Annotated in this window: 22 protein-coding genes; 19 read left to right on the forward strand and 3 right to left on the reverse strand. The window is 71.5% G+C overall.

The genetic code is table 11. The features are described 5' to 3' along the window. Nucleotides 1–21 precede the first annotated feature (21 nt). From rpsA to ACYVGN_RS01300, 7 genes are all read left to right on the forward strand, one after another. Complete coding sequence (rpsA, locus tag ACYVGN_RS01270) at nucleotides 22–1,473, forward strand: 30S ribosomal protein S1 (RefSeq protein ID WP_055989519.1); 1,452 nt, start codon at nucleotides 22–24, stop codon at nucleotides 1,471–1,473. A 163-nt stretch (nucleotides 1,474–1,636) separates the two neighbouring features. Further along, on the forward strand, nucleotides 1,637–2,620 hold the full coding sequence (locus ACYVGN_RS01275) for an ABC transporter ATP-binding protein (RefSeq protein ID WP_460788255.1): 984 nt from the start codon (nucleotides 1,637–1,639) through the stop codon (nucleotides 2,618–2,620). Next, the gene (locus tag ACYVGN_RS01280) at nucleotides 2,617–3,648 is read left to right on the forward strand and encodes an aliphatic sulfonate ABC transporter substrate-binding protein (protein WP_460788257.1); all 1,032 of its coding nucleotides are present in this window, start codon (nucleotides 2,617–2,619) and stop codon (nucleotides 3,646–3,648) included. Before ACYVGN_RS01275 ends, ACYVGN_RS01280 begins: the two co-directional genes overlap by 4 nt. After that, complete coding sequence (locus ACYVGN_RS01285; protein ID WP_460788259.1) at nucleotides 3,645–4,469, forward strand: ABC transporter permease; 825 nt, start codon at nucleotides 3,645–3,647, stop codon at nucleotides 4,467–4,469. The genes ACYVGN_RS01280 and ACYVGN_RS01285 overlap by 4 nt, the downstream gene beginning before the upstream one ends. Next, complete coding sequence (gene acs, locus ACYVGN_RS01290; RefSeq protein ID WP_460788260.1) at nucleotides 4,469–6,490, forward strand: acetate--CoA ligase; 2,022 nt, start codon at nucleotides 4,469–4,471, stop codon at nucleotides 6,488–6,490. Before ACYVGN_RS01285 ends, acs begins: the two co-directional genes overlap by 1 nt. A gap of 37 nt (nucleotides 6,491–6,527) precedes the next feature. Continuing rightward, entirely contained in the window at nucleotides 6,528–7,877 is a 1,350-nt protein-coding gene (locus ACYVGN_RS01295; RefSeq protein WP_460788262.1) for an O-acetylhomoserine aminocarboxypropyltransferase/cysteine synthase family protein, read from the forward strand. Continuing rightward, complete coding sequence (locus ACYVGN_RS01300) at nucleotides 7,874–8,416, forward strand: CoA-binding protein (protein WP_055989505.1); 543 nt, start codon at nucleotides 7,874–7,876, stop codon at nucleotides 8,414–8,416. Before ACYVGN_RS01295 ends, ACYVGN_RS01300 begins: the two co-directional genes overlap by 4 nt. A 67-nt stretch (nucleotides 8,417–8,483) precedes the next feature. Here the strand turns inward: ACYVGN_RS01300 and ACYVGN_RS01305 are convergent, their stop codons facing one another. Continuing rightward, entirely contained in the window at nucleotides 8,484–8,840 is a 357-nt protein-coding gene (locus tag ACYVGN_RS01305) for a VOC family protein (RefSeq protein ID WP_055989502.1), read from the reverse strand. Between the two features lie 134 nt (nucleotides 8,841–8,974). Between ACYVGN_RS01305 and ACYVGN_RS01310 the strand changes: the two genes are divergently transcribed. Together ACYVGN_RS01310 and coaE are read left to right on the forward strand one after the other, a co-directional pair. Continuing rightward, complete coding sequence (locus tag ACYVGN_RS01310; RefSeq protein ID WP_460788265.1) at nucleotides 8,975–9,406, forward strand: DUF1761 domain-containing protein; 432 nt, start codon at nucleotides 8,975–8,977, stop codon at nucleotides 9,404–9,406. A 51-nt stretch (nucleotides 9,407–9,457) separates the two neighbouring features. Further along, nucleotides 9,458–10,060 (forward strand): dephospho-CoA kinase, encoded by a 603-nt coding sequence (gene coaE / locus ACYVGN_RS01315; protein WP_460788266.1) that lies wholly within the window; start codon nucleotides 9,458–9,460, stop codon nucleotides 10,058–10,060. Here coaE and ACYVGN_RS01320 read toward each other — a convergent pair. Next, a complete protein-coding gene (locus tag ACYVGN_RS01320; protein WP_055989496.1) occupies nucleotides 10,057–10,698 on the reverse strand; it encodes a GntR family transcriptional regulator in 642 nt (213 codons plus the stop codon). The genes coaE and ACYVGN_RS01320 overlap by 4 nt on opposite strands. A 162-nt stretch (nucleotides 10,699–10,860) precedes the next feature. Here ACYVGN_RS01320 and ACYVGN_RS01325 point away from each other — a divergent pair, with 162 nt between their 5' ends. The 6 genes from ACYVGN_RS01325 to uvrB all read left to right on the forward strand — a co-directional run bounded on the left by ACYVGN_RS01325 (nucleotide 10,861) and on the right by uvrB (nucleotide 19,151). Further along, complete coding sequence (locus ACYVGN_RS01325; protein ID WP_055989493.1) at nucleotides 10,861–12,117, forward strand: NRAMP family divalent metal transporter; 1,257 nt, start codon at nucleotides 10,861–10,863, stop codon at nucleotides 12,115–12,117. A 3-nt stretch (nucleotides 12,118–12,120) separates the two neighbouring features. Next, on the forward strand, nucleotides 12,121–12,891 hold the full coding sequence (locus tag ACYVGN_RS01330) for a LamB/YcsF family protein (protein WP_460788268.1): 771 nt from the start codon (nucleotides 12,121–12,123) through the stop codon (nucleotides 12,889–12,891). Next, nucleotides 12,888–13,676, forward strand: coding sequence for a putative hydro-lyase (locus ACYVGN_RS01335; protein WP_460788270.1), 789 nt, complete (start codon nucleotides 12,888–12,890; stop codon nucleotides 13,674–13,676). Before ACYVGN_RS01330 ends, ACYVGN_RS01335 begins: the two co-directional genes overlap by 4 nt. Next, nucleotides 13,673–15,274 (forward strand): 5-oxoprolinase subunit B/C family protein, encoded by a 1,602-nt coding sequence (locus ACYVGN_RS01340; protein ID WP_055989484.1) that lies wholly within the window; start codon nucleotides 13,673–13,675, stop codon nucleotides 15,272–15,274. The genes ACYVGN_RS01335 and ACYVGN_RS01340 overlap by 4 nt, the downstream gene beginning before the upstream one ends. Next, complete coding sequence (locus ACYVGN_RS01345; RefSeq protein WP_460788272.1) at nucleotides 15,255–17,006, forward strand: acetyl/propionyl/methylcrotonyl-CoA carboxylase subunit alpha; 1,752 nt, start codon at nucleotides 15,255–15,257, stop codon at nucleotides 17,004–17,006. The genes ACYVGN_RS01340 and ACYVGN_RS01345 overlap by 20 nt, the downstream gene beginning before the upstream one ends. A 63-nt stretch (nucleotides 17,007–17,069) precedes the next feature. Beyond that, a complete protein-coding gene (gene uvrB / locus ACYVGN_RS01350) occupies nucleotides 17,070–19,151 on the forward strand; it encodes an excinuclease ABC subunit UvrB (RefSeq protein WP_055989478.1) in 2,082 nt (693 codons plus the stop codon). 6 nt (nucleotides 19,152–19,157) lie between these two features. On the opposite strand, the gene ACYVGN_RS01355 is transcribed toward uvrB, so the two are convergent. Then, a complete protein-coding gene (locus ACYVGN_RS01355) occupies nucleotides 19,158–19,367 on the reverse strand; it encodes a hypothetical protein (protein WP_460788274.1) in 210 nt (69 codons plus the stop codon). A gap of 117 nt (nucleotides 19,368–19,484) precedes the next feature. On the opposite strand from ACYVGN_RS01355, the gene ACYVGN_RS01360 reads away from it, so the two are divergent. The 4 genes from ACYVGN_RS01360 to rapZ all read left to right on the forward strand — a co-directional run bounded on the left by ACYVGN_RS01360 (nucleotide 19,485) and on the right by rapZ (nucleotide 25,752). Then, entirely contained in the window at nucleotides 19,485–19,931 is a 447-nt protein-coding gene (locus tag ACYVGN_RS01360) for a MarR family winged helix-turn-helix transcriptional regulator (RefSeq protein ID WP_460788276.1), read from the forward strand. A 67-nt stretch (nucleotides 19,932–19,998) separates the two neighbouring features. Beyond that, complete coding sequence (gene uvrA, locus ACYVGN_RS01365; RefSeq protein WP_134744981.1) at nucleotides 19,999–22,887, forward strand: excinuclease ABC subunit UvrA; 2,889 nt, start codon at nucleotides 19,999–20,001, stop codon at nucleotides 22,885–22,887. Between the two features lie 2 nt (nucleotides 22,888–22,889). Beyond that, the gene (uvrC, locus tag ACYVGN_RS01370) at nucleotides 22,890–24,845 is read left to right on the forward strand and encodes an excinuclease ABC subunit UvrC (protein ID WP_460788277.1); all 1,956 of its coding nucleotides are present in this window, start codon (nucleotides 22,890–22,892) and stop codon (nucleotides 24,843–24,845) included. 10 nt (nucleotides 24,846–24,855) lie between these two features. Further along, entirely contained in the window at nucleotides 24,856–25,752 is an 897-nt protein-coding gene (rapZ, locus tag ACYVGN_RS01375) for an RNase adapter RapZ (RefSeq protein ID WP_460788279.1), read from the forward strand. Nucleotides 25,753–25,839: the final 87 nt, after the last annotated feature.

The raw sequence follows: 25,839 nt of genomic DNA on the forward strand, positions 1-25,839 counted from the left end.
CCAACAAGGACAACCCACTACATGACTAACGCAACGACCGCCCCGGCCACCAAGCAGGTCGCGATCAACGACATCGGCTCTGCTGAGGACTTCCTGGCCGCGGTCGAGAAGACCCTCAAGTCCTTCAACGACGGCGACATCATCGAGGGCACGATCGTCAAGATCGACCGCGACGAGGTGCTGCTGGACGTGAGCTTCAAGACCGAGGGCGTCATCCCCTCGCGCGAGCTCTCCATCAAGCACGACGTCGACCCCAACGAGGTCGTCAGCGTCGGCGACGTCGTCGAGGCCCTGGTCCTCCAGAAGGAGGACAAGGAAGGCCGTCTGATCCTGTCGAAGAAGCGCGCGCAGTACGAGCGCGCCTGGGGCGACGTGGAGAAGATCAAGGAGAACGACGGCGTCGTCACCGGCACCGTCATCGAGGTCGTCAAGGGCGGTCTCATCGTCGACATCGGCCTGCGCGGCTTCCTGCCCGCGTCGCTCATCGAGCTGCGCCGCGTCCGCGACCTCACGCCGTACCTCGGCCAGGAGATCGAGGCCAAGATCCTCGAGCTCGACAAGAACCGCAACAACGTCGTGCTCTCGCGCCGCGCCCTCCTCGAGGAGACGCAGTCGGCCACGCGCACGCAGTTCCTGAACAACCTGCACAAGGGTCAGGTCCGCAAGGGCGTCGTCTCGTCGATCGTCAACTTCGGTGCGTTCGTCGACCTCGGCGGCGTGGACGGCCTCGTGCACGTCTCGGAGCTGTCGTGGAAGCACATCGAGCACGCCTCCGAGGTCGTCGAGGTCGGCCAGGAGGTCACCGTCGAGATCCTCGAGGTCGACCTGGACCGCGAGCGCGTCTCGCTGTCGCTCAAGGCGACCCAGGAGGACCCGTGGCAGGTCTTCGCCCGCACGCACGCGATCGGTCAGATCACGCCGGGCAAGGTCACCAAGCTGGTTCCGTTCGGTGCGTTCGTCCGCGTCGCCGACGGCATCGAGGGCCTCGTGCACATCTCGGAGCTGTCGTCGAAGCACGTCGAGCTGGCCGAGCAGGTCGTCTCGGTGGGCGAGGAGGTCTTCGTCCGCGTCATCGACATCGACCTCGACCGTCGCCGCATCTCGCTCTCGCTCAAGCAGGCGAACGAGATGGTCGACCCCAACGGCACCGAGTTCGACCCGGCGCTGTACGGCATGGTCACCGAGTACGACGAGAACGGCGAGTACAAGTACCCCGAGGGCTTCGACCCGGAGACCAACCAGTGGCTCGAGGGCTTCGACGAGGCCCGCGAGAAGTGGGAGCAGGAGTACGCCGCCGCCCAGGCCCGCTGGGAGCAGCACAAGGCTCAGGTGGCCAAGGCCGCCGAGGCCGAGGCCGAGGCGGGCGACGACTTCGCCGCCGGCTCGTCGTTCAGCTCGGAGTCGGCCGGCGCCGGCACCCTGGCCGACGACGAGGCGCTCGCGGCTCTGCGCGAGAAGCTGGCCGGTCGCTGATCCTCAGCTGACACCCTGAGACGGGGTCGGATCCTCCGGGATCCGGCCCCGTCTTCCGTTTCCGCGGAGGCGAATTCTGGCGGATGTCGCGCGGTCCGCCCGAATGTGACGTCATATTGCGCCGGATTCGGACGACGGCGTCCGCGGCGTCAGCATGGGGGAGATGTCCCTCCCCACCCCAACGGTCGCCCCTGCGCGCGCCGGCGCCGTCACGCTGACCGGCGTCGGACGCACCTTCGCCGCGCCCGGCGGATCGCGCGAGGTGCTGCGCGACATCGACATCGATCTCGCGCCCGGCGAGATCCTCTCGGTCATCGGCCCGTCCGGGTGCGGCAAATCCACGCTTCTGCGCCTGATCGCGGGGCTGGACGCCCCGACCGCCGGGTCCATCACCCTGGACGGCACCGCACTGTCTGACACGGATGAGCGCACGGCCGTGGCGTTCCAGGAGCCGCGCCTGCTGCCGTGGCGCACGCTCGCGCAGAACGTCGAGCTCGGCCTGCCGCGCGGGACGCTGAGCAGCCGCGCCGGTCGCCGGGAGGGGCGCGAGCGCGTCCGCGAGCTGCTGCACCTCGTCGGTCTCGAGCACGCCGCCGACCAGCGCCCGCGCGAGGTCTCGGGCGGCATGGCGCAGCGCGCCTCGCTCGCGCGTGCGCTGGCGCGGAACCCCGGTGTGCTGCTGCTCGACGAGCCGTTCGGCGCGCTCGACGCGCTCACGCGGCTGCGGATGCAGGACCTGCTGCTGGACATCCACGCGGCCGAGCCGACGACCATCCTGCTCGTGACGCACGACGTCGAGGAGGCCCTGTATCTGGGCGACCGCGTCCTGCTGCTGCGCTCGCTCCACGCCCCGGCCGTCGACCCGACCGAGGCGCCCGCAGCCCAGCGCGCGCGTGTCGTCGCGCTGGGCTCCGGCGCCGGCATCGGCGACGCCGGAGCTGCGGTGCCCGTCGCCGTGGAGCGCCACGAGCCCGCGACGGCGGCCGCCCCCGGCGCGCCCCGCTCCATCGCCCGGGTCGTCACCGTCCCGGGCTCCCGACCTCGCGACCGCGCCGATCGCGCGCTCGCGGATCTGCGCACGGGCCTGCTGGAAGGGCTCGGCGTGCACACCCACCATCACCCCACCACCCGCAAGGAGAACCGATGAGCACTCTCATCCGCCGCACCGTCCCGACGCTCGCTCTGGTCGGCGCCATGGCGATGGTCGCCACGGGCTGCGTCGCGGGCGAGAACGCGCCGGCTCCCGCGGCCGCGTCGGGAGAGGCCGAGTGGTCGACCGACACGGTCACGGTCGACTGGGCGACCTACAACCCGCTGAGCCTCGTGGTCCGCGACCAGGGCCTGATCGAGGCGGCGCTCGGCGACGGCGTCGAGGTCGAGTGGGTGCAGTCCGCCGGCTCGAACAAGGCCAACGAGCTGCTGCGCTCGGGCTCCGCCGACGTCGCGTCCACCGCCGGATCGGCGGCGCTGTTCGCGCGTGCCAACGGCTCGCCGATCAAGGTGATCGACATCTACTCGCAGCCCGAGTGGTCGGCCCTCGTGGTCGGCGCCGACAGCGAGATCACGTCGGTCGAGCAGCTCGAGGGCGCCTCGATCGCGGCCACGAAGGGCACCGACCCGTACTTCTTCCTGCTGCAGGCGCTCGAGACCGCGGGCCTGTCGCTGGACGACGTCGAGGTGCAGAACCTGCAGCACGCCGACGGGCGCGCGGCGCTCGAGGGCGGCTCGGTCGACGCGTGGGCGGGGCTGGACCCGATCATGGCGGCCGCCGAGGTCGAGTCGGGCGCGCAGCTCATCTACCGCAACGTCGACTTCAACACCTACGGCTTCCTCAACGCGACCGAGGACTTCATCGAGAACCACGCGGATGTCGCCCAGGTGATCGTCGACGCGTACGAGGAGGCCCGCGCGTGGGCTCTCGAGCACCCGGAGGAGACCGCGGCGCTGCTGGCCGAGGCCGCGGGCATCGCCCCCGTCGTCGCGGCCACGGTGATCGAGGAGCGCTCGAACCTGGACGTCTCGGGGGTTCCCGGCGCCGACCAGCTCGCGGTGCTCGAGAAGATCGCGCCGGTGATCGTGGAGTCGGGCGACGTCGCGGGCGGCCAGGAGGCCGTCGACGCCGCCCTCGAGTCGATCATCGAGGACTCCTTCGCGAAGCAGGCCACGGGACAGTGACGCAGCCTTCCGGCACGCACGCCGCGACCGGCGCCCCCGCGGCGCCGGTCGCGGCGCGGCCGTGGTGGTCGCGCACGTCCGTCCGGGTCGTCGGAGGGCTCGCGCTGCCGGTCCTGCTGGTGACCGTATGGCAGATCGCCACGGCCTCCGGCGCGGTGCCCGTCTACCGCCTGCCGGCGCCGCTGTCCGTCGTGCAGGCGGCCGGGCAGCTCATCGGCGACGGCAGCCTGTGGCTCCACATCGCGATCTCGACGCAGCGCGTGGTGATCGGCTTCCTGGCCGGGGCGGTCATCGGGCTCGCGGCCGCCGCGATCGTCGGCCTGTCCCGCATCGGGGACATCCTGCTCAGCCCGACGCTGGTCGCAGTGCGGGCCGTGCCGTCGCTCGCCTGGGTGCCGCTGCTCATCCTGTGGCTGCAGATCGGCGAGGAGTCCAAGATCACGCTGATCGCGATCGGCGCGTTCTTCCCCGTCTACACGACCGTGGCCGCCGCGCTGCGCCGCGTCGACCCGCATCTGGTCGAGGCCGGCCGCTCCTTCGGGCTGCGCGGCTGGTCGCTCCTGCGCACGATCCAGCTGCCGGCCGTCGTGCCGTCCCTGGTGTCGGGCCTCCGCCTCGCTCTCGCGCAGGCGTGGCTCTTCCTGGTGGCGGCTGAGCTCATCGCGTCGTCGATGGGCCTCGGCTGGCTGCTCACCGACTCGCAGCAGACCGGTCGCGTCGACCGCATCCTGCTCGCGATCGTGCTGCTCGCCCTGCTGGGCACCCTGACCAACGCCCTGCTCGTCCTGTTCGAGCGGGCCGTGCTGAAGAGGTGGCTGTGATGACGGATGCGACCGAGCTGGCGCCCTCCGCCGAGGAGAGCCGCCTCGTGGAGACGCGCGCATACCCCGCGCCCGCCGCGTTCGCCGCGCAGGCGAACGTGGGCGCCGAGGCGTACGCGCGCGCCGCGGCGGACCCCATCGCATTCTGGGAGGAGGCGGCGCGCCGCCTCGACTGGGCCGAGCCGTGGCACACCGCGCACGAGTGGGAGCCGCCCGTCGCCGGGCCCGACGGCGAACTGAGCGTCCCGGCCGCACGCTGGTTCGTGGGCGGACGGCTGAACGTCGCCGCGAACTGCGTCGACCGGCACGTCGCCGCCGGCCGGGGCGACAAGGTCGCGCTGCATTTCGAGGGCGAGCCCGGCGATCGTGTCACCGTGACGTACGCCGACCTGCAGCGCCGCGTGTCGCAGGCCGCGAACGGCCTGCTGGCGCTCGGCATCGAGCCCGGCGACCGCGTGGTCGTGTACCTGCCGGTCCTCGTCGAGACCGTCGTGATCGCGCTCGCATGCGCGCGGATCGGCGCCGTCCACTCGCTCGTGTTCGGCGGCTTCTCCGCCGAGGCCGTGCGGTTCCGGATCGAGGACACGGGCGCCAAGCTGCTCGTCACCAGCGACGGCCAGTGGCGCCGCGGCAAGGCCGTGGAGGTCAAGTCCAACGCCGACGCCGCGGCGGCCGGCATCGCGCACCTCGAGCACGTGCTCGTGGTGCGCCGCACGGGTCAGGACGTGCCGTGGACCGAGGGCCGCGACGTCTGGTGGCACGACGTGGTCGAGACCGCGCCGGACGTGCACGAGCCGCAGCCGTTCGACGCCGAGCACCCGCTGTTCATCATCTACACGTCGGGCACGACCGGGAAGCCCAAGGGTCTCGTCCACACCTCGGGCGGCTACCTGACGCACGCGAGCTGGGCGCACTGGGCGCACTTCGACGCCAAGCCCGACGACGTGCACTGGTGCACCGCCGACCTCGCCTGGGTCACCGCGCACACCTACGAGCTGTACGGCCCGCTGTCCAACGGCCTCACCCAGGTGATCTACGAGGGAACGCCGGACACCCCCTCGCAGGTGCGGCACCTCGAGATCATCCAGCGCTACGGCGTGACCGTGTACTACACGGCCCCCACGCTCATCCGCACGTTCATGACGTGGTGGGGCGAGCGCATCCCCGAGGGGTACGACCTGTCGACCATCCGCCTGCTCGGCACGGTCGGCGAGGCCATCAACCCCGAGGCGTGGGTGTGGTTCCGCCGCAACCACGGCCGCGACGAGGTGCCCGTGGTCGACACGTGGTGGCAGTCCGAGACCGGCGCCGCGATGATCGCGCCCCTGCCGGGAGTGACCACGCTCAAGCCCGGATCGGCCACCGTGCCGCTGCCGGGCATCGACGCCGCGGTGGTCGACGAGCAGGGTGAGCCCGTCGCGCCCGGCCGCGCCGGCACGCTCGTGGTGCGCCGTCCCTGGCCCGGGATGGCCCGCACGGTGTGGGGGAACCCGCAGCGCTACCGCGACTCGTACTGGGCGCCCTACGCGGGCAAGGGGGAGCACGGGGCGTACTACGTCGCGGGCGACGGCGCGACGATCGACGCCGACGGCAACGTCTGGATCCTCGGCCGCCTCGACGACGTCGTGAACGTGTCGGGGCACCGCCTGTCGACCATCGAGATCGAGTCGTCGCTGGTCGCGCACCCCGCGGTCGGCGAGGCCGGCGTCGCCGGCGTCGCCGACCCGCTCACGGGCCAGGCGGTCGCGGCCTTCGTCGCGGCGCGCGAGGACGTGGACGCGGACGAGCTGCGCGCGCAGGTCGCTCGCGACATCGGGCCCGTCGCCAAGCCCAAGCACATCGTGTTCGTGCCGGAGCTGCCCAAGACGCGCTCGGGCAAGATCCTGCGCCGCCTGCTCGCGCAGCTGTGGCAGGGTGACGAGTTGGGCGACACGACGTCGCTGCAGAACCCCTGGGCCGTCGACGGCGTGCGCGCCGCGGTGGAGTCCGCCCAGAAGCCCCACCAGAAGGAGAACCTGTGATGCGTCGCGAAGCGACCAGATTGAGCGAGGGAACGAAGTGACCGAGCCGAAATCCGAGGAGCACCGTTTCGGGTTCCGCACGCGCGCGCTGCACGCGGGCGGCACCCCCGACGCCGCCACGGGCGCCCGCGCGGTGCCGATCTACCAGACGACGTCGTTCGTCTTCGACGGGGCGCAGGACGCCGCGAACCTGTTCGCGCTGCAGAAGTACGGCAACATCTACTCGCGCATCGGCAACCCGACGGTCGCGGCGCTCGAGGAGCGCCTGGCGTCGCTCGAGGGCGGCATCGGAGCGGTCGCCACGTCGAGCGGCATGAGCGCGGAGTTCATCACGTTCGCCGCGCTGGTCGGCGCGGGCGACCACGTGGTCGCCTCGGCGCAGCTGTACGGCGGCACGATCACGCAGCTCGACGTGACGCTGCGCCGCTTCGGCGTCGACACCACGTTCGTCGCCTCGAGCGACCCGGCCGACTTCGCCGCCGCGATCCGCCCGAACACGAAGGTCGTCTACACCGAGGCGATCGGCAACCCCGGCGGCGAGATCGCGGACATCGCGGGCCTCGCCGAGGTCGCGCACGCCGCCGGTGTGCCGCTCGTGGTCGACGCGACGCTCGCGACGCCGTACCTGTCGCGCCCGCTCGAGCACGGCGCCGACATCGTGATCCACTCGGTCACCAAGTTCCTCGGCGGCCACGGCACGACGCTCGGCGGCATCGTGATCGAGTCCGGCAAGTTCGACTGGGGGAACGGGAAGTTCCCGACCATGACCGAGCCGGTGCCGTCGTACGGCGGCATCCGCTGGTGGGACAACTTCGGCGAGTACGGCTTCCTCACCAAGCTCCGCAGCGAGCAGCTGCGCGACATCGGCCCGGCCCTGACGCCGCAGGCGGCGTTCAACCTGCTGCAGGGCGTCGAGACGCTGCCGCAGCGGATCGACGCGCACGTCGCGAACGCGCGCGTGGTCGCCGAGTGGCTGTCGACCGACCCGCGAGTCTCGTTCGTGACGTGGGCCGGCCTCGAGGGGCACCCGCACCACGAGCGCGCGCAGAAGTACTTCCCCCTCGGGCCCGGCTCGGTCTTCGCGTTCGGCGTCAAGCCGGCCGGCGAGTTCGCGGACAACGCCGAGCGCGCCGCCGCGGCCCGTGCCGCGGGCGAGAGCTTCATCGACTCGGTCAAGCTGGCCTCGCACCTGGCGAACATCGGCGACGCGCGTACGCTGGTCATCCACCCGGCGTCCACCACGCACCAGCAGCTCACGCCCGAGCAGCTGGTCGCCGCGGGGGTCCCGGCCGACCTGATCCGCATCTCGGTCGGCCTGGAGGACGTCGAGGACATCATCTGGGACCTGGATCAGGCCCTCACCGAGGCGACGGGAGTCAACCGATGAGCGCAAGCGGCATCGTGGCCTGCGAGCTGCCCTGGGCCTCGGCCCCGGTCGCGGGCCGCACCTGGGTCGGCCCGGGAGCGCAGGACCGCTACGAGATCCTGCGCGCGACCAAGTCGATCGCGATCGTCGGCGCGTCCGACAACCCGGCGCGCGCGAGCTACTTCGTCGCGACGTACCTGCTGGGAAGCTCGCCGTACGACGTGTACTTCGTGAACCCGCGTGCCGAGTCGATCCTGGGGCGCCCGGCCTACAAGTCGCTCGCCGACCTGCCGGTCGTGCCCGACCTCGTCGACGTGTTCCGCCGCCACGAGGATCTGCCGGGCGTCGCGCAGGAGGCGATCGACGTGGGCGCCAAGACCCTGTGGCTGCAGCTCGGCTCCTGGAACGAGGAGGCCGCGGCGCTCGCGGAGGCCGCAGGCCTGTCCGTCGTGATGGACCGCTGCGTCAAGATCGAGCACGCGCGCTTCCACGGCGGCCTGCACCTGGCCGGCTTCGACACCGGCGTGATCAGCTCGAAGCGCCAGCTGCTGTCGCGCTGACCGACCGACCCGATCCGGGGCCGCACGGATGTCCGTGCGGCCCCGGCCCCGTCATGTCGTCACGTGATCACATCGATCCCTCGAACAGCCCGACCACGTTGCCGTCGGGGTCGCGGAACAGCGCCCACCAGCTGGTCTCGGTGATCGGCGTCCGCTCCTTGACGATCTCGCCGCCGCCGGCGACGGCCTTCGCGAGCGTGTCGTCGATCGAGTCGACCTCGACGATCGAGCGCGGCTGCGTGAAGCCCTCCTCGCGCGGCGTGAGCGCGCCGCCGCTGACGCCGTTGGGGTTCTGCCACATGGGGTACTCCTCGAAGCCCGGCGGAGCCTCGATCTGCCAGCCGAACAGGTCGGCGTAGAAGGCCTTGCCCTTCTCCAGGTCCGAGACCGGGATCTCGAGGTGTGTGACGTCTCCGTGTGCCATGACTGCCCTTTCGTCGTGGGGTGGCATCCCACGCGCTCACGGTATGCCCGGCCGCCGACACCGGCAAGGGGCCGCAGTGCGATCGTTCGATCGGCCTCCCGCGCGGCGAGGCGGGCGCGCGGTACAGTCGCGGCATGATTCCTGAGATCAACTACTGGGCCGTCGTCCTGGCCACCCTCTCGAGCATGGTCGTCGGCTCGGTCTGGTACGCGCCGAAGCTCTTCGGCACCCGGTGGTCGCAGCTGGCTGGGGTGTCGATGGAGGGCACCGGCAAGGACGCGACCGTGCCCATCGTCGTGACCGTGGTCGTCAGCTTCATCACAGCCTGGGTGCTCGCCGGGGCGATCACCATCGCCTGGCACTTCTACCAGGGCAGCTACCTCATGGCCGCGCTCGTCACCGCCGTGCTGCTGTGGGCGGGCCTCACCGCCGCGCGCTTCATCACGCACGACGCGTTCGAGGGCCGGCCGGGCCAGCTGACGCTCATGAACATCGCGCACGAGCTCGTCACGGTCGTGGTCATGGCGATCATCATCGGCGTCTGGCCGCCCGCCGGGACGGTCTGATCCGGGCGGCGACCGCAGATCAGCGCGCAAGGGGCGTGCCAGACTGCTGGCATGCCCCTCGTCGCGCTCACCGGCGGAATCGCGTCCGGCAAGTCCACGATCGCCCGCCGCCTGGCCGAGCACGGCGCCGTGGTGGTCGACGCCGACGCGCTCGTGCGCGAGCTGCAGCAGCCGGGGACGCCGGTGCTCGCGGCCATCGCGGCGGAGTTCGGCGACGGCGTGCTGACCGCCGCCGGCGCGCTCGACCGCGCCGCGCTCGGTGCGCTCGTCTTCGGCGACCGCGACCGGCTGGCGGCGCTCAACGGGATCGTCCACCCGGCGGTGAAGGCGGAGTCGCAGCGCCGGTTCCGCGCGGCGTTCGACGCGGACCCTCGCGCCGTCGTGGTCTACGACGTGCCGCTGCTGGCGGAGGCCCGCGGCACGGGGGAGTGGGACACCGTGGTCGTCGCCCACGCGCCGGCCGACGTCCGCGTCGCGCGCATGGTGGAGCACCGAGGCATGAGCGAGGACGAGGCGCGTGCGCGCATCGCCAACCAGGTGCCCGACGAGGAGCGCCTGAAGCTCGCGGATGTCGTGATCGACACGTCCGGATCCCTCGACGACACGCTCGTGCAGACCGACGCGCTGTGGGAGCGGCTCCGGGCGGAGGGTTAGCGGCGTCCGAGCCGCGTGAACGCCCCGAGCACGGTCTGCTCGGAATGGACGAGGTACGCGTGCAGCTCGTCGGATGCGGCCGGTCCGCCTTCGGTCAGGAATGCCTCGAGCACGGCCCGGTTCCGGGGCACGTAGGGGGCGTGCAGCGCCTCGGGGCTGTCGATCTCGAGGAACGCCAGGCGGAGCTCCGCGGCGATGTCGCGGAACAGACGTCCGAGGCGCGGGCTGTCCGCCAGCGCCACGATGGCCGCGTGGAACGCCATGTTGGAGGTGCCGACCGCCCGCCAGTCCTTCGCGGACAGGGCCGCCTCGCTCGCCTCGACCGCGTCGCGCATCGCGTCCACGGCAGGGTGCAGCGGGGACCCCGCGGCGAGCACGGCCGGCTCTATCGTGCGCCGGGCGCGATAGATGTCGATCACGTCGGCGACCGTGGGCGACGCGACGGACGCGCCCCGATGGGGGATGTGCTCGATCAGGCCCTGCTCGACCAGGACGCGGAACGCCTCGCGCAGCGTGTTGCGCGAGACGCCGAAGAACTCGGAGAGCGAGGTCTCCGACAACCGCGTGCCGGGCGCGAAATCACCGGCGATGATTCGCTGCCGCAGCACGTCGGCGAGCGTCTCGTCGTGGGCGGGCATGCAGGAATCCTACGGCGGGCCCGCGAGCGCGCCGCAACAGGATTGAAACAAAAACGACTTGGATTGTTCAACAATCCGTGGGATGTTGTTCGACATCAGGTCGTGCGCCCCACCGCGACCGCTTCCCACATCCCGCAGGCCCTTTCCCCAGAGGAGCACGACATGAGCGAGACCACCACCGCCGAGCGGGCGAAGACGTTCGCCCGCTCGCGTCGCGGACCGATCCTCGGCGCGATCTTCCTGATGGCCACCTCGGCCATCGGACCCGGCTTCATCACCCAGACCGCCACGTTCACCGCCCAGCTCGGCGCCGCGTTCGCGTTCGCGATCCTCGCCTCGGTGCTGATCGACTTCGCGCTGCAGATGAACGTGTGGCGGATGATCACGGTCTCGGGAAAGCGCGCCGGCGATCTCGCGAACTCGGCGATCCCGTTCTCGGGGCATGTGCTCGCGACCCTCATCGTGATCGGCGGCCTCGCCTTCAACATCGGCAACATCGCGGGCGCGGGCCTCGGCCTGAACGCGCTGCTCGGCATCGACGCCAAGATCGGAGGGCTGCTCTCGGCGCTCCTCGCGATCGGCATCTTCCTCTACAAGCGCGCGGGGCGCGTGGTCGACGCCGTCGTCATGGTGCTCGGCATCGTCATGATCGTCCTGACCCTCATCGTCGCGATCGTGTCCCAGCCGCCCGTCGGCGACGCGCTGCGCCAGACGTTCGTCCCGGACGAGCTGAACTTCGCCACCATCACGACCATCGTCGGCGGAACGGTCGGCGGGTACATCACCTACGCGGGAGCGCACCGCTACCTGGAGTCCGGCAAGACCGGCCCCGAGCACGTGGCGTCCGTGCATCGCGCGTCGATCAGCGGAATCCTCGTCACGGGCGTCATGCGCTATGTGCTCTTCCTCGCGATCCTCGGCGTCGTCGCCTCCGGCGTGACCCTCGACCTGTCGAGCCAGGCGGCGAACCCTGCCGGCCAGGCGTTCGGCGCGGTCCTCGGCGACGCGGGCATCCGCATCTTCGGCGCGATCTTCTGGGCCGCGGCGATCACCTCGGTCATCGGGGCCGCGTACACGTCCGCGACGTTCATCTCGACCTTCTCGAAGAAGCTCGGATCGGGATGGCCGCTGCAGATCACGACCGTCGCCTTCATCGTGGTCTCGCTCGGCTTCTACCTGGCCATCGGCGCGGCTCCCGCCGCCATCCTGGTGTTCGTGGGCGGCTTCAACGGGCTCATCCTCCCCATCGGCATGACGATCTTCATGTACATCGGCTGGTTCCGGCAGCGGGACATCCTGGGCGGCTACCGCTACCCGGTCTGGCTGCTCGTCGTGGGCACGCTCGCCACCCTGCTGACCTGGTACATGGGAGCCGTCTCGATCGGCCCGATCTTCGCGTTCATCGGCATCGGCGGCTGACCCGTGACGTCGATCGACCTCAACTCCGACCTCGGTGAGAACACGCCCGACCGGATCGTGGCCGACGACGGGGCCATGCTCGGCATCGTGACGAGCGCGAACGTGGCCTGCGGGTTCCACGCCGGCAGCCCGGAGGGGATCCGCGACACGCTCGCAGCCGCCGTCGCGCACGGCGTCACGATCGGCGCCCACCCCGGCTACCGCGACTACGAGGGCTTCGGCCGCAACGCCGTGGACGTCGACTCCGCGACGCTTCAGGCCCACGTCGAGTACCAGCTCGGCGCGCTGCTCGGCCTGGCGGCCGGGGTCGGCGGGCGCGTCCGCTACGTCAAGCCGCACGGCGCGCTGTACAACACGATCGCGCGCGACGAGAGGCAGGCGCGCGACGTCGTCGCCGCGGTCCGGGCCGTGGACCCGTCGCTCGTGCTGCTCGGACTGGCAGGCGGTGTCGTCCTCGACGTCGCCGAGCGGGCCGGGCTCGCGACCGCTGCGGAGGCGTTCGCGGACCGCGCCTACACGCCCTCCGGGGACCTGGTCTCGCGCAGCGAGGCAGGCTCCGTGCTGCACGACCCCGACGAGGTCTCGACGCGCATGCTGCGCCTTGCACGCGAGGGGGTGATCCGAGCGATCGACGGCACCGACGTGCGGGTGCGCGCGGATTCGATCTGCGTGCACGGCGACAGCGCGGGCGCCATCGCGATGGCGGCTGCTACGCGGGCGCTGCTCGAGAGCGGGGGCATCCGGATCGCGCCGTTCGCGGAGGGAGCGCGATGACGCGTGCGGTCGTCGACGAGGCGCGCGCCGCCCGCGCGGCCTACCGCGGCGGTCTCGTCGCCCCCACGAGCGGCGTCGCGCACGGTCTCGTCCAGGCCAACCTCATCGCCGTGCCGGCGGACTGGGCGTACGACGTGCTCCTGTTCGCCCAGCGGAACCCCAAGCCCTGTCCCGTCCTGGAGGTGCTCGACGCCGGCGCCGTCGAGTCGACGCTCGCGCCGGGATCGGATCTGCGGACGGACCTCCCTGCCTACCGGGTGTGGCGCGACGGGGAGCTCGCAGAGGAGACGAGCGATGCGTCCGCCGCCTGGGCGGAGCACCCGGATCTGGTGTCCTTCCTGATCGGCTGCAGCTTCACGTTCGAAGCGGGCCTGACCGACGCCGGCATCCCGATCCGTCACCGCGAGCTCGGACGGAACGTGCCGATGTACCGCACCTCCCGGCAGTGCCTTCCGGCCGGGCGGCTGCGGGGCGAGATGGTCGTCTCCATGCGACCGGTGGCGGCGGACCGGGTGGCCGACGCGGTGAGGATCTCGGGCCGGTATCCCGCGGTGCACGGGGCGCCCGTGCACGTGGGCGACCCGGCGGCGCTCGGAGTGACGGATCTCGGACGACCGGACTTCGGCGACGCTCCCGAGATGCGCGACGGAGAGGTCCCCGTCTTCTGGGCGTGCGGCGTGACGCCGCAGGCGGCGATCATGGCGTCGCGTCCTCCGTTCGCGCTGACGCACGCGCCCGGGCACATGTTCGTGACGGACGTGCCGGACACGGAGTACCTCGCGTGAGGCGGGTCCTCTCCGCCTCGGACCGGGCGCTGCTGGTCGAGGAGGATGACCTCGAGGGCTCCATGAGCCTGCATGCTGCGCTCCTCGCCGCCGGGCTGCCCGGTGTGCACGAGCTCGTGCCGGCGGCGCGCACGGTGCTCGTGCGCTTCGACCCGCTCGCGATCACCGGCACCGAGCTGCGCACGCGGATCGCGGCCCTGAGCGCCACGCGGGCCGCGGCGGTCGCGGCCGGCACCGTGACGCTGCCCGTCCGGTACGACGGCGAGGACCTCGACGAGGTGGCGCGCCATCTGGGGATCCCGGCCGACGAGGTCGTGGCGCGGCATCTCGGGGCGACCTGGCGCGTCGCGTTCACCGGGTACGCGCCCGGGTTCGGGTACCTGGTGGGCGACGATCCGATCTTCGACGTTCCGCGCCGCTCGTCCCCGCGCACGCGCATCCCGGCCGGGTCCGTGGGGCTCGCGGGGCACTTCTCCGGTGTGTATCCGCGAGAGAGCCCCGGCGGCTGGCAGCTCATCGGACGCACGGACGCCGTCATGTGGGACCTGCGTCGGGAGCCTCCGGCCCTGCTCGAGCCCGGCGCCGTGGTGCGGTTCGAGCGTGCGTCACGGGAGCGCGTCGAGCTCCCGCCTCCGGCGCCACCCGCGCCGCACCACGGCCCCTTCGCCGTCGAGGTGGTGCGCCCGGGCCTGCAGCTGGTGATCCAGGATCTCGGGCGTCCCGGGCACGCTGCGCTCGGGGTCTCGGCGTCCGGGGTCGCCGACCGCAGGGCCCTTCGCGACGCGAACGTCGCCGTCGGCAATCGTCCCGGCGCGGCCGCCTTCGAGCTGGCCGGAGGCGGCGCCGTGCTCCGCTTCCGCGGCCCGGGGGTCGTCGCCGTGACAGGGGCCCGCGCGGATGCCGTGATCGCCAGGACGGACGGGGTCGAGCTGCCCGTGCCGCACGGGGCGCCGGCGTCCGTCGAGAGTGGGGACGAGCTGCGCCTCGGCCACGCACGGGATGGGCTGCGCGCGGTGATCGCGGTGCGAGGGGGCATCGACCTCTCGCCTGCCCTGGGCAGCCTGTCCAGCGACACGCTCGCCGGTGTGGGGCCCATGGAGCTCGGCGGCGCCCCGCTCGCCGCGGGCATGGTCATCCCGCTCCACGGCCCCCGCGCGGGTTCCGCCGCCGTGCAGCCGGTGCCGGCTCCGCGCGACCCCCTTCCCGTCGCCGGCGAGGTCGTCGACCTCCGCGTCGTGCTCGGGCCACGCGATGACTGGTTCACGGCCGCCGGCGTGCGCACGCTCCTCGAGCAGGAGTGGACGGTCACGCCGCGGTCGGACCGCGTCGGCATCCGGCTCGCGGGCACCGTGCCGCTGGAGCGCGCGGTGCCCGGCGAGCTTCCCAGCGAGGGAGCCGTGACCGGCGCGATCCAGGTCCCGCCGGACGGGCAGCCCGTGCTGTTCCTGCCGGACCATCCGCTGACGGGCGGCTACCCGATCATCGGCGCCGTGATCGACGCCGACCTGGACCTGGCCGGCCAGCTGCCGCCCGGCGTCCGCATCCGCTTCCGAGCCGTCGCACCTCAGCGCGGCGCACATGACCAGACAGGAGCCTGATGTGCAGAAGGTGCTGATCGCCAACCGGGGCGAGATCGCCGTGCGGGTCATCCGGGCGCTCGCCGAGGCGGGGATGACATCCGTCGCGGTGTACGCGGATCAGGATGCCGACGCGCTGCACGTGCGTCTGGCCGACGAGGCGCAGGGACTGGGCGGCACCACGCCGGCCGACAGCTATCTCTCGATCGACCGGGTGATCGCCGCCGCGCGGGCCACCGGCGCCGACGCGGTGCACCCGGGGTACGGCTTCCTCTCGGAGAGCGCCGCGTTCGCGCGCGCCGTCGAGGAGGCGGGTCTCATCTGGATCGGCCCCACGCCCGAGAGCATCGAGAGCCTCGGGGACAAGATCACGGCCCGCCGGATCGCCCAGAGCGTCGGGGCGCCGCTGGTGGCGGGCACCGACCGGCCGCTCGCGTCGGCGGAGGAGGCCGTCGCGTTCGCGACCGAGCACGGCCTGCCGATCGCCATCAAGGCGGCGTTCGGCGGCGGCGGCCGCGGCCTCAAGGTCGCCCGCCGGATGGAGGATGTCGCCGAGGCGTTCGCCTCCGCGTCGCGCGAGGCGGTGGCCGCCTTCGGCCGCGGGGAGTGCTTCGTCGAGCGGTTCCTGGAGCGTCCGCGCCACATCGAGGCGCAGGTGCTCGGCGACGGCGAGGGCGGAGTCGTCGTGGTCGGCGACCGGGACTGCTCGCTGCAGCGTCGCAACCAGAAGCTCGTCGAGGAGGCGCCGGCGCCCGGGCTGACCGAGGAGCAGAGGCGCCGCATCCACGACGCCGCACGCGACATCTGCGCCGCGGTGTCGTACCGCGGGGCGGGCACGGTCGAGTTCCTGATGGGCGCGGACGGCGTCATCTCGTTCCTCGAGGTCAACACGCGCCTCCAGGTCGAGCACCCGGTCACGGAGGCCGTGACCGGCGTGGACCTGGTGCGGGAGCAGCTGCGCATCGCGGCCGGTGAGGGGATGACGTTCCGCTCCACCCCGGAGCCCGTCGGCCATGCGATCGAGTTCCGGATCAACGCGGAGGACCCCGGCCGCGGGTTCCTGCCCAGTCCCGGCCGGGTGTCGGCGCTGAGGGTGCCCGGCGGCCCGGGCGTGCGCTGGGACGGCGGTCTCGAGGCCGGCGATGCAGTCCAGCCCGCATTCGACTCCCTGATCGCGAAACTGATCGTGCATGCGGCGGATCGGGACGCGGCGATCGTGCGCGCCCGGCGGGCCCTGCGCGAGCTCGGCGTCGAGGGCGTCGCCACCGTCGCGCCGTTCGCGCGGGAGCTGATCGACGACCCGGCGTTCACGACCGCCGGGTTCGCCGTGCACACGCAGTGGATCGAGTCCGAGCTGATGCCGCGGCTCGACGCGCAGGCGCGCCCGGAGCCGGTCGCGGCGGACGAGCTGCTTCGCTTCCCGATCGAGCTGGACGGACGGCGCGTCGTGCTCGGCCTGCCCGCGGCGCTGCTCGGCGGCCTCGGCGCGCCGTCGGCGTCGGCGGGGGTCGGGGACTCGGTCGAGGGGGAGGAGGCGGACCCGGCGGAGCTGGTCGCACCCGTGCCCGGCACGCTGGTGCGATGGCTCGCCGACGACGGCGCCTCGGTCGCCGCTGGGGAGGACGTCGCGGTCATCGACGCGATGAAGATGGAGACCCGGGTGCCCGCCCACCGCGCGGGCACGCTGCGTCACGCGGCGCAGGCGGGCGACGGCGTGCTCGTTGGGGAGGCCCTCGGCGCGATCGACGGCTGAGCGTCCGCCGCGAGCGCCGTCGCCGCGGGCCGCGTGTCCGTGGCCCCTCCTAGGCTGGAATCCATGCAGACGACCCGAAGCGTGCGCCCGTTCGAGGTGGTCAGCGAGTACGTGCCGTCCGGCGACCAGCCGAAGGCGATCGCCGAGCTCGCGGCCCGCATCAACGCGGGCGAGACCGACGTGGTCCTGCTCGGCGCGACCGGAACGGGCAAGTCCGCGACCACCGCCTGGCTGATCGAGCAGGTGCAGCGCCCGACGCTCGTGATGGCGCACAACAAGACGCTCGCGGCGCAGCTGGCGAACGAGTTCCGCGACCTGCTGCCGAACAACGCGGTCGAGTACTTCGTGTCGTACTACGACTACTACCAGCCCGAGGCCTACGTGCCGCAGACGGACACCTTCATCGAGAAGGACTCGTCGATCAACGCCGAGGTCGAGCGCCTGCGCCACTCGACGACGAACTCGCTGCTGAGCCGCCGCGACGTCGTGGTGGTCAGCACCGTGTCGTGCATCTACGGCCTCGGCTCGCCCGAGGAGTACCTGCGCGCCCTGGTCGCGCTGCAGGTGGGGGAGCGGTACGACCGCGACGCGCTCATCCGGCAGTTCATCGCGATGCAGTACAACCGCAACGACGTCGACTTCTCCCGCGGCAACTTCCGCGTGCGCGGCGACACGATCGAGATCATCCCCGTCTACGAGGAGCACGCGATCCGGATCGAGCTGTTCGGCGACGAGATCGAGGCGCTCTACAAGCTCCACCCGCTCACGGGTGACGTTATCGAGAGGCTCGACGCCGTCGCGATCTTCCCGGCCACCCACTACGCGGCGGGCACGGATACGATCCAGCGCGCCATCAAGACCATCGAGCACGAGCTCGAGGAGCGCCTCAAGGAGCTCGAGTCGCAGGGGAAGCTTCTCGAGGCCCAGCGTCTGCGGATGCGCACGACCTTCGACCTCGAGATGCTGCAGCAGCTCGGCTTCTGCTCGGGCATCGAGAACTACTCGCGTCACCTCGACGGACGCGGCCCGGGGGAGCCGCCGCACACGCTGCTGGACTTCTTCCCCGACGACTTCCTCCTGGTGATCGACGAGTCGCACGTCACCGTGCCGCAGATCGGGGCGATGTACGAGGGCGACGCGTCGCGCAAGCGGACGCTGGTCGAGCACGGCTTCCGCCTGCCCAGCGCGATGGACAACCGGCCGCTGCGCTGGGACGAGTTCAAGAACCGGATCGGCCAGACCGTGTACCTGTCCGCCACGCCGGGCAAGTACGAGATGGGCGTCGCCGACGGCGTCGTGGAGCAGATCATCCGTCCGACCGGCCTCGTCGACCCCGAGATCGTCGTGAAGCCGTCCAAGGGGCAGATCGACGACCTGCTCGAGCAGATCCGGATCCGCGTGGACCGCGACGAGCGCGTGCTCGTCACGACGCTGACCAAGAAGATGGCCGAAGAGCTCACGGACTTCCTCGGCGAGCACGGCGTGCGGGTGCGCTACCTGCACTCGGACGTCGACACCCTGCGCCGCGTCGAGCTGCTCACCGAGCTGCGGCAGGGCGTGTACGACGTGCTCGTCGGAATCAACCTGCTGCGAGAGGGCCTCGACCTTCCCGAGGTCTCGCTCGTGGCCATCCTGGACGCCGACAAGGAGGGCTTCCTGCGCTCGGGCACGTCGCTGATCCAGACGATCGGCCGCGCCGCGCGCAACGTGTCCGGTCAGGTGCACATGTACGCCGACACCATGACGGACTCGATGCGCAACGCGATCGAGGAGACCGAACGGCGCCGCGAGATCCAGATCGCGTACAACCGCGAGAACGGGATCGACCCGCAGCCGCTGCGCAAGCGCATCGCGGACATCACGGATCAGCTGGCGCGCGAGGGCGCCGACACCGACGCGCTGCTGTCGAAGCGCGACGCGTCACGCCTGAAGAGCGGCAAGGGCAAGACTCCGACGCCGATCAAGAAGCGCGAGGGGATCGCGGCCGAGGGGGCGCAGCAGCTCGAGGAGGCGATCGCCGACCTGACCCAGCAGATGCTGTCGGCGGCCGAGGAGCTCAAGTTCGAGCTCGCGGCCCGCCTGCGCGACGAGGTGCAGGACCTCAAGCGGGAGCTTCGCCAGATGGAGAAGGCCGGCCACGCCTGACGGGCGTCAGCCCTCCGGGCAGAGCAGCGTCTCGCCCTCCGGGCGATGGTCCCGCCGGGGGCGACCGCAGTGAGCGCACGGATCCCCGCCGCGGTCGCGCGGGACGTTCGGGCTGAGCTGGGGCGGACCCGCCAGCCGGATGAGCGTGGCGTTCGCCCACTGATACAGACCGCCGGCATCGCGCACCCTCTTGCGCCATGTGGTCTTCTCTGTCATAACGGTTAGTGTACTAAGACTGAATCGCTCCGGGCCGCGGTGCGGGGAACTCGACTCGCCCCGAGCCGGGCGGGATGATCCGGGGCACACGAAAGGTTGAGGGGTACCCTGGCAACTATGGACATCGCCGCCGACGACCTGCTCAAGCTGGAGCGCCAGCTCTGCTTCGCGATGGTGACGGCGGCGCGCAACGTCGTGTCGATCTATCGCCCGGTCCTCGAGCCCATGGGGCTCACGCACCCGCAGTACCTCGTGATGCTCGCGCTGTGGGAGAAGTCGCCGCGCACGCTCAGCGAGCTGGCCGACGAGCTCGCGATGGACCCGGCGACGGCCTCGCCGCTCGTCAAGCGCCTCGAGGCGCAGGGGCTCATCCACCGCTCGCGCCGCGCGGACGACGAGCGCCGCCTCGACATCGTGCTGACGGACAAGGGGCAGGCCCTCCGCGAGCAGGCCCTCCTGGTGCCCGGCAAGGTGCTCGCCCGCCTCGGCATGTCGATCGACCAGGTGTCCGAGATCCGCGACGCGATCAAGCCCTTCACCGGGCGCTACGAGCCGGTCGCCTAGCCTGGGGTTCGCCTGTGGGCGCGGGGCTCTCGGATCCCGTGTCGGAGGCCCCACCTAGACTGGAACGGTGTCGATCGTCCCCGTCTCCAGCCCCGGAAAGATCAGTGTGCGCGGTGCCCGCGTGCACAATCTGAAGAACGTCGACCTCGAGATCCCGCGCGACTCGATGGTCGTGTTCACGGGCCTGTCCGGGTCCGGCAAGTCGAGTCTCGCGTTCGACACCATCTTCGCCGAGGGGCAGCGCCGGTACGTCGAGTCGCTGAGCGCGTACGCGCGCCAGTTCCTGGGTCAGGTCGACCGTCCGGACGTGGACTTCATCGAGGGCCTCAGCCCGGCGGTCTCGATCGATCAGAAGTCGACGAACCGCAACCCGCGCTCGACCGTCGGCACGATCACCGAGATCTACGACTACATGCGCCTGCTCTGGGCGCGGATCGGCGTCCCGCACTGCCCGGAGTGCGGCGAGCGGATCCAGCGACAGACGGTGCAGCAGATCGCCGATCAGCTGAACGCGCTTCCCGAGGGCACCCGCTACCAGGTGGTCGCGCCGGTCGTGTCGCAGAAGAAGGGCGAGTTCGTCGACCTCTTCAAGGAGCTCGGCGCGAAGGGCTACTCGCGCGCGATCGTCGACGGCGACCTGATCCAGCTGTCCGAGCCGCCCGTGCTCAAGAAGAGCTACAAGCACGACATCTCGGTCGTGGTCGACCGCCTCGTCTCGCGCGAGAACATGCTCGGACGCATCACCGACTCGGTCGAGACCGCGCTGGGCCTCGCGGGGGGCGTGCTGCAGGTGAACTTCGTCGACGAGGAGGGCGAGGACGCGTGGCAGTCGTTCTCCGAGAAGCTGTCGTGCCCCAACGGGCACGCGCTGCAGCTGACCGAGATCGAGCCGCGCACGTTCTCGTTCAACGCGCCGTTCGGCGCGTGCCCCGCCTGCTCGGGCCTCGGCACCCGGATGTCGGTCGACGTCGAGCTCATGCTGGGCGACGAGGAGCTCTCGATCCGCGAGGGCGTCATCGTCCCGTGGACGACGCAGGGCAAGGGGCTGTTCCAGTATTACGAGCGCCTGCTGGTGGGCCTCGCGCACGACCTGAACTTCTCGCTCGACACCCCGTGGCGCGCGCTGCCCGAGTCGGTCAAGGACGCCGTGCTGTACGGCGAGGGCTACAACGTCAACGTCCGCTACAAGAACCGCTGGGGACGCGAGGTCCGCTACGCGAGCGGCTTCGAGGGCGTCGTCCCGTACATCGAGCGGCAGTGGTCGCAGGCCGAGAGCGACAGCCAGCGGCAGCGCTGGGCCGAGTACCTCCGCGAGGTGCCGTGCCCCGCGTGCGATGGGGACCGCCTCAAGCCCGAGGTGCTCGCGGTCAAGGTGCACGACCGCTCGATCGCCGAGGTGTCGCACCTCAGCCTCGACGACGCGCGCGCGTTCATGGAGCTGCTCACGCTGACGGACCGCGAGGCCCACATCGCCGCGCAGGTGCTGCGCGAGATCCGCGTGCGCCTCGACTTCCTGATCCGGGTGGGCCTCAACTACCTCACGCTCAGCCGCAGCGCGGGCTCGCTGTCGGGCGGCGAGGCGCAGCGCATCCGCCTGGCGACCCAGATCGGCACGGGCCTGACCGGCGTGCTGTACGTGCTCGACGAACCGTCCATCGGCCTGCACCAGCGCGACAACCGCCGGCTCATCGAGACCCTCATCACGCTGCGCGACCTCGGCAACACTCTCGTGGTCGTGGAGCACGACGAGGAGACCATCGAGGCGGCCGACTGGATCGTCGACATCGGTCCCGGGGCGGGCGAGGGCGGCGGCGAGGTCGTGCACTCCGGCCCCTACAAGCAGCTGCTCGCGGACAAGACCTCGATCACGGGCGACTACCTCTCGGGGCGCCGCGAGATCCCCGTGCCGTCCAAGCGCCGCCGCATCGACCGCAAGCGCATGCTGACGGTCGTGGGGGCCCGCGAGAACAACCTGCGCGACGTCACTGCCGAGTTCCCGCTCGGCGTGCTGACGGCCGTCACGGGCGTGAGCGGCTCGGGCAAGTCGACGCTCGTGAACGACATCCTCTACGAGGTCCTCGCCACGCGTCTCAACGGCGCGCGCCGGGTCGCGGGCAAGCACACGCGCGTCACGGGCCTCGAGCACCTCGACAAGGTCGTCCACGTCGACCAGGCGCCGATCGGCCGCACCCCGCGGTCGAACCCGGCCACGTACACGGGCGTGTTCGACCGGATCCGCAACCTGTTCGCCGAGACGCCCGAGGCGAAGGTGCGCGGCTACCAGGCCGGCCGGTTCAGCTTCAACGTCAAGGGCGGCCGCTGCGAGGCGTGCTCGGGCGACGGCACCCTGAAGATCGAGATGAATTTCCTGCCCGACGTGTACGTCGACTGCGAGGTCTGCCACGGCAAGCGGTACAACCGGGACACGCTGCAGGTGCACTACAAGGGCAAGAACATCGCCGAGGTGCTCGAGATGTCGATCGCCGAGGCGGCCGAGTTCTTCGAGCCGATCCAGGCCATCCACCGCTACATGAAGACCCTCGTCGACGTCGGGCTCGGCTACGTGCGCCTCGGTCAGTCGGCGACGACCCTGTCGGGCGGCGAGGCGCAGCGCGTCAAGCTCGCCACCGAGCTCCAGCGCCGCAGCAACGGCCGCAGCGTCTACGTGCTCGACGAGCCCACAACGGGTCTTCACTTCGAGGACGTGCGCCGCCTGCTCGAAGTGCTCGACAGCCTGGTCGAGAAGGGCAACACGGTCATCGTGATCGAGCACAACCTCGACGTGATCAAGTCGGCCGACTGGATCATCGACCTCGGCCCCGAGGGCGGCTCGGGCGGTGGGCAGATCATCGCGACGGGCACCCCGGAGCAGGTCGCCGAGGTCGAGGGCAGTCACACCGGCGCGTTCCTCGCGGAGGTGCTCGGCATGCGCGAGCGCCACCGCAAGGCCGGGTAGGCATGGCGGGGCAGCTTCCCTACAAGCCGAAGCCGGGGGAGATCCCCACCAACCCGGGGGTCTACCGGTTCCGTGACGCGCACGGGCGGGTGCTGTACGTCGGCAAGGCCAAGAACCTGCGCCAGCGTCTGTCGAACTACTTCGCGCCGCTGCACACGCTGCACGAGCGCACGCGGCGCATGGTCACCACGGCCTCGTCCGTCGAGTGGACGGTCGTGCCGACCGACGTGGACTCGCTGCAGCTCGAGTACCAGTGGATCAAGGAGTTCGATCCGCCGTACAACGTGCGATACCGGGACGACAAGTCGTACCCGTTCATGGCGATCACGCTCGGCGACGAGGCGCCCCGCGTCATGGTCACGCGCAACCGCCGCATCCCCGGGGCGAAGTACTTCGGCCCGTATCCCAAGGTCTGGGCCGTGCACGACACGATCGACCTGATGATCAAGGTCTTCCCGATCCGCACCTGCAGCGACTCGTCCTACAAGCGCGCGATGCAGACCGGCAGGCCGTGCTTCCCGGGTCAGATCGGCAAGTGCGGCGGTCCGTGCTCGCATCGCGTCACGATCGAGGAGCATCGTGCGATCGTCGACGACTTCATCGCCTTCATGAACGGCGGCGACGAGCGCTTCACGCGCGACCTCACGGCGCGGATGAAGGCGGCCGCCGCGGCCATGGACTACGAGCAGGCCGCCGTCCTGCGCGACAAGCTCGCGTCGATCGAGGCCGTGCTCAACAAGAGCGCCCTCGTGCTGCCCGAGCACGCCGACGCCGATCTGTTCGGCGTCGCGGAGGACGAGCTCTCCGCCGCGGTCCACCGCTTCGTCATCCGGGGCGGCCGGGTGCGAGGCGTGACCTCGACCACGATCGACAAGGAGCTCGACATCTCGGGCGGCGACCTGGTCGACCAGATCCTGCAGCGCGCCTACGGCGACGCGGCGCCCGCCGACATCCCGCGGCGCGTGCTCGTGCCCGTGCTCCCGCCCGACGCGCACGAGCTCGAGGAGTGGCTGCGCAGCCGCCGCGGCAGGGCGGTCGAGATCGCCGTGGCCCAGCGCGGCCCGCGCGCCGAGCTGCTGCGCAACGCCACGCTCAACGCGCAGCAGGCGCTGCTGCGGCACAAGACCCGGCGCACGAGCGACTACGCCGCCCGCACTCAGGCGCTCGCCGACCTGCAGGAGGCGCTGGGGATGTCCGAGGCGCCTCTGCGCATCGAGTGCTTCGACATCTCGCATCTGCAGGGCACGAACGTCGTGGGCTCCATGGTGGTGTTCGAGGACGGGCTGCCCCGCAAGGACCAGTACCGCTCGTTCTCGATCGCGCACACGACCGACGACACGGACTCGATCCACCAGGTGCTGACGCGGCGGCTCGCGCACCTCGACCGGCCGGAGCCCGACGAGACCGCCGAGGCCGAGGCAGGGGAGGAGTCGCAGGCCCGCCGGCGCCGGCGCTTCGCGTACCCGCCGCAGCTGCTGATCGTCGACGGCGGCCGTCCCCAGGTGGAGGCCGCGGCGCGCGCGCTGCGCGAGGCCGGGCACGAGGAGATCGCGCTGTGCGGCATCGCCAAGCGCCTCGAGGAGATCTGGCTGCCCGGCGACGACTTCCCGGTCATCCTGCCGCGCACGAGCGAGGCGCTCTACCTCGTCCAGCGCCTGCGCGACGAGGCGCACCGGTTCGCGATCTCGCACCAACGGCGGCGTCGCAAGCGCGACATCCGCAGCGTCCTGAGCGAGGTCCCGGGGCTCGGCGAGGCGCGCATCAAGGCGCTCCTGCGGCACTTCGGGTCCGTCGCGGCGCTGCGCGGCGCCACCGTGGCGCAGATCGAGGAGCTGCCGGGCATCGGCCCCAAGCTGGCCCAGACGATCCACCGGCACCTGCAGGGGGAGCCGGCCGACATCCCTGAGGCCGAGGCCGCGGAGCCCGGCGAGATTCCGGCCGAGGCGCCGAGCGCATAGGCTTGACGAGATGATCGACGACGCCGAGGCGCGCGAGGACCCCGCCGGCACGGGAGAGGTGCTGATCGTCACCGGCATGTCCGGAGCCGGCCGCTCGACCGTGGCGAACGCGCTCGAGGACCTCGACTGGTACGTCGTCGACAACCTCCCGCCGCAGATGCTGCGGCCGCTTCTCGACCTCGCGGGCCGGCTCGGCGGGCGGCTGCCCCGGGTCGCCGCGGTCGTGGACGTGCGCGGGCGCGACCTCTTCGCCGAGCTCCCGGCCGAGGCGCAGGCGATCCGCGACAGCAGCAACCTGCGCGTGGTGTTCCTGGATGCGGCGGACGACGTGCTGGTGCGCCGGTTCGAGGCCGTCCGGCGCCCGCATCCGCTGCAGGGCAACGGGACGATCGTCGACGGCATCCGTCGCGAGCGCGGGCTCCTGGCGCCGCTGCGGGAGAGCGCCGACGTGATCATCGACACGTCGACCTTCAACGTGCACCAGCTCGCCAACCGGGTGAGCGACCTGTTCGCCGACGCCGAGGCCCCGGCCCACGTGGTGACCGTCCAGAGCTTCGGGTTCAAGTACGGCGTGCCGCCCGACGCCGACCTCGTCGCCGACATGCGGTTCCTGCCGAACCCGTTCTGGATCGACGAGCTGCGCGGCCAGACCGGCGAGGACGCCGAGGTCTCCCGCTACGTCCTCGAGCAGGAGGGCGCCTCCGAGTTCCTCGACGCGTACGCCGTCGCGCTGCGGCCGGTGCTGGCCGGCTACCAGCGCGAGAACAAGCGGCATTCGACCGTCGCCGTGGGCTGCACCGGCGGAAAGCACCGCTCGGTCGCGATGGCGGTCGCGCTCGCGGACCGCCTCAAGGACATCCCGGGCGTGGCGGTGCGCGTGCGCCACCGGGATCTGGGGCGCGAGTAAGGCCGCGCGGATCCACCGGTAGCGCGTCCGGCTGAGAGACAGCCCCGCGGCGCGGGCGGGTCCCGCCAGGTAGGCTGATCCATCGCG

This window comes from Microbacterium lacusdiani, assembly GCF_054779895.1.